The organism is Aestuariibius sp. HNIBRBA575 (assembly GCF_040932005.1).
Taxonomy (GTDB): Bacteria; Pseudomonadota; Alphaproteobacteria; order Rhodobacterales; family Rhodobacteraceae; genus CANLNM01.
Window position 1 is genome coordinate 657,549 of record NZ_CP162414.1, and the last position, 12,366, is coordinate 669,914.

Here is a 12,366-nt window from a genome sequence, read left to right on the forward strand (position 1 = left end):
TTAGAGTTTACCGCCCCCGACGTTTTACATTTCCGCCCCGTTGGCCTGCCTTGCCTGCTGACGACCGCCCAGACGCTTTGGCGCTGTCCTGTACGGCTTTTTCGACGGCGTATTGCCGCGCCATTGGGTCGTCTGAAACCGCCAGATCGACGGCTTCCAACCGTTTGACTTCGTCGCGTAGACGGGCGGCTTCTTCGAATTCCAAATTCTCAGCGGCTTTGCGCATATCATCGCGCAGCCCGTCCAGAACGGCTTCTAGATTGGCGCCATGTAGGGGCTTGTCGATCTTGGCGGTGACGCGCGACATGTCGGTGTCGCCTTGATATAGCCCGGCCAAAACATCCTCGACGTTCTTTTTGACCGTTTCCGGCGTTATCCCGTGTTTCACATTGTAGGCGTGCTGTTTGGCGCGGCGACGATCGGTTTCTTTTAGCGCGCGCTCCATGCTGCCGGTGATGCGATCCGCATACATGATCACCCGGCCTTCGGCGTTACGCGCCGCACGGCCGATGGTCTGAACCAGGGATGTTTCGGACCGCAGGAACCCCTCTTTGTCGGCGTCCAGAATGGCGACCAGCCCACATTCTGGGATGTCCAACCCTTCTCGTAATAGGTTGATCCCGATCAGAACATCAAAGGCGCCCAGCCGTAAATCACGAAGGATTTCAATGCGTTCCAGCGTGTCGATGTCCGAATGCATATAGCGGACCTTGATCCCCTGTTCGTGCATATATTCGGTCAGATCCTCGGACATGCGTTTGGTCAATGTGGTGACCAATGTGCGAAACCCGTCGGCGGTCACTCGGCGCACTTCGTCCAGCAAATCATCGACCTGCATGTCCACCGGTCTGATTTCGACCTCGGGATCCAACAGGCCCGTGGGGCGAATGATTTGTTCGGTAAATACGCCGCCCGTCTGGTCCAATTCCCATGACGACGGCGTGGCGGATACAAACACCGATTGCGGGCGCATCGCGTCCCATTCTTCGAATTTCAGCGGCCGGTTATCCATACAAGATGGCAGCCGGAACCCGTGTTCGGCCAGCGTGAATTTGCGGCGGTAGTCGCCTTTGTACATGCCGCCGATTTGGGGCACGGACACGTGGGATTCGTCTGCAAAAACAATGGCATTGTCGGGGATAAACTCAAACAGGGTGGGGGGCGGTTCACCCGGTGCACGCCCCGTCAGATATCGCGAATAGTTTTCGATCCCGTTGCAAACGCCGGTTGCTTCCAGCATTTCCAGATCGAAATTCGTGCGCTGTTCCAATCGCTGTGCTTCCAGCAATTTGCCTTCGCTAACCAGTTGATCCAACCGGATTTTCTGTTCTTTTTTGATGCTGATGATCGCCTGCTGCATCGTCGGTTTTGGCGTCACATAGTGTGAATTCGCATAGACCCGAATTTTGTCGAACGTATCGGTTTTTTCCCCGGTCAGGGGATCAAATTCTGTCACCGATTCCAGCTCTTCGCCAAAAAACGACAACCGCCAGGCGCGGTCTTCTAGGTGGGCCGGAAAAATTTCGAGTGAATCGCCGCGTACCCGGAATGTGCCTCGGGCAAAGGCCTGATCGTTGCGTTTATATTGCTGCGCGATCAGATCGGCCATGACTTTTCGTTGGTCGTATTGGCCGCCCACCTTTAGGTCCAGCGTCATCGCGCCGTAGGTTTCCACCGACCCGATCCCATAGATACACGACACCGATGCGATGATGATCACGTCGTCCCGTTCCAACAGGGCGCGTGTCGCCGAATGGCGCATCCGGTCGATCTGTTCGTTGATCTGGCTTTCTTTTTCGATGAACGTATCCGACCGCGCCACATAGGCTTCGGGCTGATAATAATCATAGAAGGACACGAAATATTCGACGGAGTTGTCCGGAAAGAAGCCTTTGAATTCACCGAACAATTGCGCGGCCAAGGTCTTGTTTGGGGCCAGAATGATCGCAGGTCGCTGGGTCTGTTCGATGATCTTGGCCATCGTGAATGTTTTACCGGTCCCGGTTGCCCCCAACAGCACCTGATCGCGTTCGCCGCTTTCGACCCCAGCGCATAGTTCCGCAATCGCCGTGGGTTGGTCCCCGGCTGGATCAAATTCGGTGTGCAGCACAAACGCCTTGCCGCCCTCTAGTTTTTCACGGGTGCGCACGTCATCCGCTGGGATGTTCATAAAGACATCGGTTTGATCTGTTTGAACGTCTGACATGGGGGGTGTCCTTAACCTTGCGTTCAGCAATGTGGTTCCTTTTTTGTTCCTCTGCAACCCTTGCAGGCTATACATACTGACAACACGTTGTCCGTAACCGGGCATTGCGGCGATGCGATCCCTTGCAACAGGATCAGATTCGCCCCATAACGCCCCTAGTTTCAGGAGAAAGCCCATGCGCGCACGCATTTATCAGCCCGCCCGCAATGCCATGCAATCTGGCACCGCGAAGACCCACCAGTGGGTTCTGGAATATTCACCAGAAGCCGCGCGTTCGGTTGACCCGCTGATGGGGTGGACATCCTCGACCGACATGAACAGTCAGGTGCGTTTGAAATTCGACACCAAAGAAGCGGCGATGGATTATGCCAAATCCAACGATATCGAATTTCTGGTCCAAGAACCCCACAAACGCAAAGCTAATATCCGCAATGGCGGCTACGGCGAAAACTTTGCCACCAATCGCCGCCGCGTCTGGACCCACTAATCGGTTCAAAAACCTCTGGTCGCGGGGCCATGCCTCCGCTACCACTCCCACAGCGGTCCCTTAGCTCAACTGGATAGAGCAGCTGACTTCTAATCAGCAGGTTGAGGGTTCGAGTCCTTCAGGGATCGCCATTTACCAAATCCACTGCTGATCAACATGGTCACTCCCGCTCCAATCGACGCCGAAGATCCGTCTGACGACGACGATGATGGCTTCGACTTTTCCGGCCTGCTGGGCGATCGATTGAAGTGAAGCGCAATCGCGTCCCTTGCCGGTGGCGCGTTGCTGTTTTTGCAGGTCCCAATCGAGCAGGGACGCGCTGATCGGCCCTAATCTGTCACTGCGTTGAACACAAACAGGGTTTCCCCGTTGATCATATAGCCATTGATCAACGCTGCGGCCTTGTCTGATACCAGCCATTGTTCCAGTTCCAGCGCCAGATCGTGCTTTGTATGGGGGTGTCGCTCTGGGTTGACGGGCAAATAGGCGTATTGGTTAAACAGGATGTCATCCCCGGCAAACAGCAGCTCTAGATCTGCGGGATTGCCAAAGTTTAGCCAGCTGGCGCGATCTGACATGATATAGGCATCCAGCCCCGCCGCCGTGTTCAGCGCAGCGCCCATTCCAGCGCCCACAGCGTTATACCATTGGCCAAAATCCACGACGTTCAGATCGGTTTCCGCCCATAACGACAGTTCTTTTTTGTGAGTGCCGCTGTCATCGCCCCGACTGACAAACGGGGCCTGTTGGGTGGCGATGCGCGTCAGCGCGTCGGCGGCGGTGTCGGCTTGGGCCACCTGAGCCGGGTCAGAACTTGGGCCGATAAACACAAAATCATTATACATGATTTCACGGCGATATGTGCCATATCCCTCGGCCAGAAAACGATCTTCGGCGGGGCGGGAATGAACCAGAATCGCATCCACATCCCCGGCCTGACCCAATCGGATTGCCTGACCGGTGCCCACAACAAGCAGCTGAACGTTGATACCTGTATCCGCGGCGATGGCGGGCAGCAAAACGTCAGACAGGCCGGAATTGTGAAACGACGTTGTCACCGCCAACCGCATGTCATCCGCCAAAGCAAAGCCAGCCTGCGCCATCAAAGCGGCAATCCCGATTACAAAACGTTTCATTCGACGATATCTCCTTTCAAAAATGCGCGGGCCGCATCTGTTTTGGGGGCCGCGAAAAAATCTTTGGCGGCGCTATGTTCAAGCACGTTTCCATGCAGCAAAAACAGGACATCATTGGCCAGACGGGCGGCTTGGCCCATGTCATGGGTCGACATGATCAACCGGGTGCCGTTTTCCATTGCCTCTATGAGGATGGTTTCAATTTCGCGGGTGGCCCGCCCATCAAGAGAGGCACAGGGTTCGTCCAGAAACAGCACTTTGGGGTTGCGGATCAGCGCGCGGGCCAGCGCCAGTTTTTGACGTTCCCCCCCTGATAGGGACGTGGCGGATTGATCCAATGCCATGTCCAGACCGATACGTTGTGCCCATTGAGCCGCCAGGTCACGGGCCTGTTTTCGCGGGGTTTTATTCAGCTGCAGCGGATAGGTCAGGTTGGCCAAAACCGATCTGCGCATCATCACGGGATGCTGAAAAACAAACGCTTGTTGGGATTGCGCATCGCTGGTTGGGCAGGCCCAGTCGATTGTGCCTGACCCCAGACGCGCGATCCCATGCAGCATGCGCAACAGGGATGTTTTGCCTGACCCATTGGGGCCGATCACCATTGTGGCGCCCGTGCCCAACAGGGTGAAATCCACCGGCCCGACCAAGGTTTTTCCACGCCGTTTGGTGCTGGCACCTGTCGCCACCAGAGGGAACAATTCGCTCACCATCGGCCCCCTCGTTCTGTGCGGCTAACGACGTGGATCATCAGGTTCACAAGGATGGCCATGAATATCAGAATAAAGCCCAGCCCCAATGCGCGTGCAAAGTCACCTTTGCCGGTTTCCAGCGCGATGGCCGTGGTCAAAACACGGGTATGGTGATCGATATTGCCGCCAACAATCATAATGGCGCCCACTTCGCCAATGGCGCGGCCAAACCCGGCCAGCGCCGCGGTCATCAGCGCGCGCCTGCCGTCCCAGATCAGGACCTGCATCCGCTGAAGGGGGGTGGTGTTCATCGAAATCAGCAGGTCGTGATATTCCGACCATAAATCGCGTAACGCTTGGTGCGCGATGGATGCAATGAGCGGCACAATGATGATCACTTGGGCGATGACCATGGCCGTTGGGGTGAACAACAACCCAAATACCCCAAACGGGCCGGATCGCGATAACAGAACATAGACAATCAACCCGACCACAACAGGCGGCAATCCCATCAAGGCATTGAGGATTGCAATGGTAAAGCGGCGAAACCGAAACCGGCGCACTGCCAGCAACGCACCCAGTGGAAACCCGATGCAGGATGCGATCAGCAAAGCTGTCAGGGTCACGCGCAATGATCGCAACGTGATACTCACCAGATCCGCGTCCAGTGTCAGCAAAAGCCAGAATGCTTGGGACAGGCCATCCCATAAATCTGACATTTCAATCCCCCTGTGGCGCGATGAAAAGTGGCGCCAATCTATGCGGTAGTCAGATCATATGTTTGGCCATCACAACACCAAGAAAAGCGACATTTCAGCGGTGCAACCCGAACGCGATGCTTGTTTTGGTATGCGTGGGTTCCGATATTATTCTAAGTTTCAAATCCGTTGAACTATGCGCGTCGATGGAAAAGGCCCGCCCGGCAGGGGCAGGCCGTTCGGTTAGCTGGCGTTTTCACCGACGTAATCTTCGAGCAGCTTTTCGTTTCGCGCGTCTTCTATACGCTGAATGCGGTCTTCGCTCAGACGATCATCAAACCGGTATTTCACGAAATTCACCAATGCGAGGGTCAGCATCAGAACTGAGATCCCCCAATAGCCTTTGGTGGCCAGGGGCACGTCGGGCGACAGCCATAGCGACAGGCCCAACATGCCATATGACACGGCCACCCCCAGCCCATTCAGCGACATAATCAGCGTATTATCGGAACGATTGAATTGAGACATGTTATTTCCTTTTCGATTAATGCTTGGATTTATTTGGTTTTTTGGCTTTTAGCTGGGCCAATACATCCTGCCCGGTTTTACGTGTCGCCGCGCCAAAACCATGGTCTGCCATCCGGTCGGCCAATGTGTCGTGGCTTAGATCGTTTTCGATTCCGCGTAGGATTTCAGATTGTTCAAACGGATCATCGGCCCCGATGACACGCTGGATCAGCTCTTCTGCTTCGTCGACGGCGGTATTGGTGCCGGCCGTGGCATTCAAACGCCGCTGAATATGGTGTTCGCGACGCACGGCGCGGGCTTGGATGGCGCCCTGTTTCAGGTCGATAATCCGTCGATGCCCGGCTTCGATCGAGCTGCGCAAACGCATACCTTTCTGATCCAGTCGATCCAGCGTTTCCAATCGGATCGTTAACTCGTTTTCCATATTGGCAATGGCCTCTGCCGCCTCGGCGGCCAAATCTTCTCGATCTGCACGCAACGCGTCTTGGGCGCGGGCCGTCATGTCAGAAATACGTGATTTCAACGTGTTGGCCTGACGGTCTTCGGCGCGTTGACGCTGAATTATCGTGGCCAATGTGGCTTTGGCGGCCTTCAAGCTGTTATCAGCTTCGCGAATTTTCTGGTCGATCAACTCAATCGCAAAGGCATCACGGACCCGATCTTCGGAACGGGCCGAAGCGCCTGCAAGCAATGTCGATAATGTTCTAAACATCTGGCTTCCCTTTCATGAACGTTGTTCATAAATTTGGTATAGGGAGGCAATTCGAGCGCGTCAAGAAAAATTTGAACGTTGTTCAGGGGGGCTATTCAGCAGGAACCAATCGTTTGAGCAAAAGAGCGATCATTTGATCGACTTGGCCGGTGGGCACACCAGCGCTGGCATTTTCCAATCCCAACAGGACAATGCCATGGACCGACGAAAACAAAGTGCGGGTAAACAGGTCGCGTTCCACATCGGACATGTCCCGAAATGCCACCCGCAACGGCGCATCAATATAGGCCAGTAATCGACCCATTTCTGCCAGATACCAATCCGGCGCCGTTTCGCCGTCGGGCCGGTCTACGTCAAATAGGGCACGCCACAAATGGTGATGATCCGCGGCAAAATGGGCATAGGCCTGGCCCATCGTGGTCAATTGATCCAACGGTGTTTGATCTGCGCTGGCCAGTGCTTCGGCCACATCCGCACCCAGTTGTTTAAATGTGCGGGCGTTTACCTCTAGGACCAAATCGGTCAGGTCGCCAAACACGTTATAAATGGCCCCCAAGGCGCAGCCGGCCTCTTTGGCCAGATCGCGGGCACGCAATGCGCCCAGTCCATTTTGGGCAATGTGACGTTGCGCGATCAGCGTCAAAGATTCCCGCAATGCTTTGCGACGTTCCTGAACTTTTCCTGCCATGTCTTTGCCTTCTATGATCGGCTGAACCGCGTTCACATTAAAGCGTCACAAGGGACATTCAAGCCAAACTTTGGGTATGGTCTGAGGGTAATCTAAGCAGGCCCTTTTGTTCCAACAATTGAACAAAGGCCTGTTTGGGATGCAGCTGAAATCGATCTTCGGTGGCCATGGCGCTGAGGATGCGATCACATCGAAATGTGCGCAGATCACAGCGCAGATGATCCACCGCCAACACGTACCAAACCGGGTAATTCAGCAGCAGGTAATGCGGTTCAATATGTCGGTCCGTGGTTCGTTTTGCTTCGTCGCAATAGGTGATCGCGATGTTTTTCTGGGTCAAAAAGCACTGATGCAAGGTCTGAATGACCCGGCTGGGTGCAGGGGCGTTGGTGTTTTGCACCGGGGTTGATGCGGTGGGGCCGATCAGAATGCGCGACTTGATACGGTCCACTTGGCGGCGTTTATCCGGGGCAAATGACGCGACCAATTGCCGGCGGATTGATCCCAGATTGGCCAGAAAAATGGCTGAATTCATCTGTTCGGCAACGGCGATACTGATCAATAAATCAACGGCTTGGGTATAGTTTAGGTTCAACCGGCCCACACCCCAGTTCTGATCCAGCCGCACACCGCCGCCCCGGCCACGATCCGCATCAATCGGCAGGCCCTGATCGCGCATCAGCTGCAAATCACGACAGATCGTGCGTTCGCTGACATTGTGCTGTGCGGCCAGATCTTTGATTGTGCAATGGCTATCTTGTTTTAACTGCGCAGCCAGTAAATCCAGCCGTTTTAGTCGATCATATGTCTTTGTGCGTGCCATCGAACAAATACGCCATAAAATGTCATGTTTTGCAATAAACCCTGTGCCAGCACATCAAAGGAACTTGACATGAGCGACACAAATTCCGCGAACCTCACCCTGTTTTACGCCCCCAGAAGCCGGTCATTCACCGCGCTTTGGCTGCTCGAAGAGCTGGGCGAAGCCTATCACCTGGAAAGCTTTGACCTGGCGTCCAACCGCCATAAACAGGCCGATTATCTGGCGCTGAACCCAATGGGCAAAGTGCCATTGGTGATGGACGGGGAAAGGCCCGTTTCTGAATTGGGCGCGATCGCGATCTATCTGTCGGATCGGTTTCCCAAGGCTCAGCTTAGCCCCGGTTTAGACGACCCCAAACGCCCGGCATTCCTGCGTTGGGTGTTCTTTTCCAGCGCCATCATGGAGCCCAGCTTTGGTGAGAAAATGTTCAACTGGGATTTGCCACCCGCCAGCGTGGCTTGGGGTTCGTTTGAGTTGATGTTTGAAACGCTGACGCAGGCGATTGGTGAAAACACATGGCTGCTGGGCGATAGGTTTTCGGCGGCGGATGTCTTGGTCGGTTCTAATTTGTTTGTGGGGCAAATGCTGGGCATCATCCCCACTGAGGGTCCCGTTCAGGGTTATGTCACGCGCCTGCAATCGCGCCCGGCCTTTGCCCGCGCAGGCATGATCGAAGCACAACAAGGCGACCGGTTCCCCGCCGCCGACGCGCCCTAGGATTTGACCGGTGCGCCCCCGGCAAACACGTTGCGTTGGCTGTAATTGCAGGGGGATTCCTGCATTTCCAGATGCAGGCCAGTACCCGTATAGGGATGCGCGCGGGCCAGATCTTCGTCAAAGTCGATGCCCAATCCGGGTGCGCTGGGCACAGGCACATAGCCCTGTTCGACCTTGATTGAACCTTTGATCAACGCGTCATGAAACGGGGTTTCGATGGTTTCGGCCATCAGACAATTCGGGATCGCGGCGGCCAGTTGGATATTGGCCGCCCATTCCACGGGACCTGCATAAAGGTGCGGTGCGATCTGGGCATTGTAAACCTCGGCCAAGGTGGCGATTTTTTTCGCCTCCCAGAGGCCACCCGCGCGGCCCAATGCAGGTTGCAGGATGGTTGCAGCACCAGATCGCAGGATCGGGGCAAATTCGGCCTTTGTGGTCAGACGTTCACCGGTCGCGACCGGCACCGGGGATTTCTGCGCGACTTTGGCCATTTCATGGACGTTATCGGGGGGGATCGGCTCTTCGAACCAAAGGGGGTGATAGGGTGCAATGGCCTGAGCAACCCGGATCGCGCCGCCGGTGGAAAACTGACCATGGGTGCCAAACAGCAGGTCGGATTTGTCGCCCACCGCTTCGCGGATCGTTTTGCAGAATGCGACGGATTGGGCGATGTCATCCATCGCGGGGCTGTGGCCAGATCGGATTGTGTAGGGGCCAGCTGGGTCAAATTTAACCGCCGTATAGCCCGCATCTACGCAGGCCAGCGCCGATTGCGCCGCCATGTCCGCCGATGCCCAAAACTCTGGCAACGGGTGATCAGCCAGCGGATAAAGGTAGGTATAGGCGCGAATTCGGTCATTCACGCGTCCCCCAATCAGCGCATGCACAGGGCGATCCCGATCTTTGCCCAGAATGTCCCAACAGGCGATTTCCAGCCCGGAAAACGCCCCCATCACCGTCAGATCCGGGCGCTGCGTAAACCCAGACGAATAGGCCCGACGGAACATCAATTCGATGTTTTCAGGGTTTTCCCCCAGCATATGCCGTTCAAACACATCCGCAATCACAGCCCGCATGGCATCAGGCCCAACCGAAGAGGCGTAACATTCCCCATACCCAACGATCCCGGTATCGGTCGTCAGTTTGGGAATGATCCAATACCGCCCACCCCAGCCGGGGGCAGGCGGTGCAACAACAAAGATTTCAAGGTCTTGCAGTTTCATCTTGGTCCTCTTGTTTGGGGATCAGAACATGATGATATTGCGCCCTGCAACGCCGGATTTGGTATCGGCAATCGCGTCGTTGATTTGATCCAATCGCCAGCGTTTTGCGATCAGTTCATCCAGTTTCAGGCGGCCCTGTTCATACATATCAACCATCCAAGGAATATCGCGGCGGATCACCGTATCGCCCATTTTGGTGCCGATCATGCCTTGGCCGACGGCGGCCATCATCACGGGCTCATAGGTGGATTTTGCCCCCACATGCGGCATGCCAACCATATAAACCCGACCCGCCGGGGCCAGATAGCGCGGCGCGTCATCATAGGCGGCGCTGACCCCCACGGTGACAAAAACCGCATCCGCGCCCCGACCCATGGCCTGTTTTGCGGCGCGCCACGGTTTGCCGCCCACAGCCGGATCATCGATCAAAACGCCATCCGTTGCGCCAAAATCCCGCGCGACATTCAGTTTGTCTTGGGTCATGTCCACGGCGATGATGCGCCGCGCCCCGGCGATCCGCGCGCCTTGGATTGCGTTTAGCCCGACGCCGCCCGCGCCGATCACAACCACATCCTGACCTGCGCGCAATTGCGCCGCGTTCACCACTGCGCCAACACCCGTGATCACCCCACAGGCCAACAAAGCGGCGGATTCGGGGGAAAGGGTATCGGCCACACGCACGACCTGACTTTGATGCACCACCACCTTTTCTGCGAAGGCGCCACAGGCCATCGCCTGATGCAGCTTGGATCCGTCGGCCATGGTTAACGGGCCGGTGTCGCCATCATAGGGCGTTTCACAAATCACAGGTTTGCCGGAACTACAGGTCGGGCAGGTGCCGCAGGACCGGATCAAGGTCACAACAACGCGATCCCCTAGATTAATCCCGGTGACACCATCGCCAATCTGGGTCACACGACCGGCGGCTTCGTGGCCATAAACCGCAGGCAATGATCCGCCCCATGCCCCATCCGCATATGAAATATCGGAATGGCAGATGGCGACGGCTTCTAGGGTTATGCCCAGTTCACCTGCTTGGGCGTTACGCAATGCGACGTCTTGGATCTGCAATGGTTGCCCAAAGTCATGGCAAACGGCGGCTTTTATCAATGTCATAGCGGGCTCCTGTGGGTGCGCCTGATCGGTTCAATCAGTTCATCGTCCCACATCTGCCTGCGCTATTCCTTTAGCGACGGTTTGATGTCGGTCTTGGCCGATCCCGTTGGGTAAAGCCTACAAAAATGACCAAGCCGATCAAGGTTAATATCGCCGCAAAGGCAAAGGGCGCACCGGGCAGGTAAAGCCCGGTTTCGCGGGTATAGAACCAGAAAATATAGCCCATCACCATCGGCGCAAAGATATGGGCGACCGAGCGGATTGAACTGAGCACGCCCTGTAATTCGCCCTGTTGGTTGTCGTCGGTCATGCGGCTCATGACGCCGGTCAGGGCAGGGTGGACCACCGCGCCCAACCCCATGATCGGAATAAAGGCCATGACCATCCAGCCTTGGGTTACGAAGACCAGAAATACCATGGCAGTCAGTTCAAACACGATGCCCCAGATGATCGTCAACCGGTTGCCCAGCCAGCGTAGCACGTATCGCAGCAACACGGCCTGCACCACCGCGATCGAAATACCATAGGCCCCCAACGACCAGCCCACCATTCGGCTGTCCCAGCCCAGTCGTTCTTGAGTGAAAAACGCCCAAGTGACCGAATAGACCATCAGCGCAAATTCATAGATGAAAAACAGCGCCAACAGCACCCGGATTTGGGGTAATTCCACGATTTTGCGAAACGCTCCGACAGGATTGGCACGGCGCCATTCAAACGGGCGACGAATGCGGTCGGTGACGGTTTCGGGCAGCACAAAATAGCCAAACACCATATTGGCAAAGGCCAAAGCCGCCGCAGCGTAAAACGGGGCGCGCACCCCAAATTCGGCCAGCAAACCGCCGATCACCGGTCCCAGCACAAAACCAACCCCAAAGGCGGCCCCCAGAATGCCAAAGTTAGCCGCCTTGTCATCTGGATCAGAAATATCCGCCACATAGGCACTAGCGGTGGAATGGGTCGCGGCGGTGATCCCACCGATCATGCGGATGACCAGCAACAGCCACAGGTTTTGCGCCAGCGCCAGAACCAGATAATCCAGGCTCATGACAAATAACGACATCAGCAAAACCGGGCGACGCCCGAACCTGTCTGACAGCGACCCGATGGTGGGGCCGAACAGAAATTGCATCACCGCAAAGACAGTGGTCATGATTCCGGCCCACACGGCCGCATCGCCCAATGTGCCGCCCTGAATGCCTTTGATCAGGTCAGGCATCACCGGAATGACCAGACCAAACCCCATCGCGTCCAGAACCAAGGTGATGACAATAAACGAAAAAGCGCGCTTTTTCTGGCCGCTGCTTTGCGCTGAGGGTTGGTCTGAGGCGTGCATGTCA

13 protein-coding genes and 1 tRNA gene are annotated in these 12,366 nt (G+C 56.0%); 3 read left to right on the forward strand and 11 right to left on the reverse strand.

The features are described from left to right. Nucleotides 1-7 precede the first annotated feature (7 nt). Nucleotides 8-2,206 carry an excinuclease ABC subunit UvrB gene (gene uvrB / locus AB1F12_RS03400; protein WP_368186586.1) on the reverse strand — a complete coding sequence of 733 codons (2,199 nt, stop codon included), beginning with the start codon at nucleotides 2,204-2,206 and terminating at the stop codon, nucleotides 8-10. Between the two features lie 175 nt (nucleotides 2,207-2,381). Between uvrB and AB1F12_RS03405 the strand changes: the two genes are divergently transcribed. After that, entirely contained in the window at nucleotides 2,382-2,693 is a 312-nt protein-coding gene (locus tag AB1F12_RS03405) for an ETC complex I subunit (protein WP_368186587.1), read from the forward strand. A gap of 54 nt (nucleotides 2,694-2,747) precedes the next feature. Continuing rightward, nucleotides 2,748-2,824: transfer RNA gene (locus AB1F12_RS03410), tRNA-Arg, on the forward strand. A gap of 198 nt (nucleotides 2,825-3,022) precedes the next feature. On the opposite strand, the gene AB1F12_RS03415 is transcribed toward AB1F12_RS03410, so the two are convergent. The 7 genes from AB1F12_RS03415 to AB1F12_RS03445 form a co-directional block, all read right to left on the reverse strand. Then, nucleotides 3,023-3,829 (reverse strand): substrate-binding domain-containing protein, encoded by an 807-nt coding sequence (locus AB1F12_RS03415; protein ID WP_368186588.1) that lies wholly within the window; start codon nucleotides 3,827-3,829, stop codon nucleotides 3,023-3,025. Then, nucleotides 3,826-4,542: an ATP-binding cassette domain-containing protein gene (locus AB1F12_RS03420; RefSeq protein WP_368186589.1), complete on the reverse strand. Its 717-nt coding sequence runs from the start codon at nucleotides 4,540-4,542 to the stop codon at nucleotides 3,826-3,828. The genes AB1F12_RS03415 and AB1F12_RS03420 overlap by 4 nt, the downstream gene beginning before the upstream one ends. Then, entirely contained in the window at nucleotides 4,536-5,240 is a 705-nt protein-coding gene (locus tag AB1F12_RS03425) for an ABC transporter permease (protein ID WP_368186591.1), read from the reverse strand. Before AB1F12_RS03425 ends, AB1F12_RS03420 begins: the two co-directional genes overlap by 7 nt. 222 nt (nucleotides 5,241-5,462) lie before the next feature. Then, nucleotides 5,463-5,747, reverse strand: a complete 285-nt coding sequence (locus tag AB1F12_RS03430; protein WP_368186593.1) for a hypothetical protein — start codon at nucleotides 5,745-5,747, stop codon at nucleotides 5,463-5,465. Between the two features lie 16 nt (nucleotides 5,748-5,763). Next, complete coding sequence (locus AB1F12_RS03435) at nucleotides 5,764-6,459, reverse strand: PspA/IM30 family protein (protein WP_368186594.1); 696 nt, start codon at nucleotides 6,457-6,459, stop codon at nucleotides 5,764-5,766. A gap of 91 nt (nucleotides 6,460-6,550) precedes the next feature. Then, nucleotides 6,551-7,147, reverse strand: coding sequence for a TetR/AcrR family transcriptional regulator (locus AB1F12_RS03440; protein ID WP_368186595.1), 597 nt, complete (start codon nucleotides 7,145-7,147; stop codon nucleotides 6,551-6,553). 58 nt (nucleotides 7,148-7,205) lie between these two features. Continuing rightward, nucleotides 7,206-7,970: a helix-turn-helix transcriptional regulator gene (locus AB1F12_RS03445; RefSeq protein ID WP_368186596.1), complete on the reverse strand. Its 765-nt coding sequence runs from the start codon at nucleotides 7,968-7,970 to the stop codon at nucleotides 7,206-7,208. A 69-nt stretch (nucleotides 7,971-8,039) separates the two neighbouring features. On the opposite strand from AB1F12_RS03445, the gene AB1F12_RS03450 reads away from it, so the two are divergent. Next, nucleotides 8,040-8,687 (forward strand): glutathione S-transferase family protein, encoded by a 648-nt coding sequence (locus AB1F12_RS03450; protein ID WP_368186598.1) that lies wholly within the window; start codon nucleotides 8,040-8,042, stop codon nucleotides 8,685-8,687. Here AB1F12_RS03450 and AB1F12_RS03455 read toward each other — a convergent pair. The 3 genes from AB1F12_RS03455 to AB1F12_RS03465 form a co-directional block, all read right to left on the reverse strand. Continuing rightward, complete coding sequence (locus AB1F12_RS03455; RefSeq protein WP_368186600.1) at nucleotides 8,684-9,913, reverse strand: mandelate racemase/muconate lactonizing enzyme family protein; 1,230 nt, start codon at nucleotides 9,911-9,913, stop codon at nucleotides 8,684-8,686. The genes AB1F12_RS03450 and AB1F12_RS03455 overlap by 4 nt on opposite strands. 21 nt (nucleotides 9,914-9,934) lie before the next feature. Then, entirely contained in the window at nucleotides 9,935-11,029 is a 1,095-nt protein-coding gene (locus AB1F12_RS03460; RefSeq protein ID WP_368186601.1) for an alcohol dehydrogenase catalytic domain-containing protein, read from the reverse strand. Nucleotides 11,030-11,099: 70 nt separating this feature from the next. Beyond that, nucleotides 11,100-12,362 carry a TCR/Tet family MFS transporter gene (locus AB1F12_RS03465; protein ID WP_368186603.1) on the reverse strand — a complete coding sequence of 421 codons (1,263 nt, stop codon included), beginning with the start codon at nucleotides 12,360-12,362 and terminating at the stop codon, nucleotides 11,100-11,102. Nucleotides 12,363-12,366 lie beyond the last annotated feature (4 nt).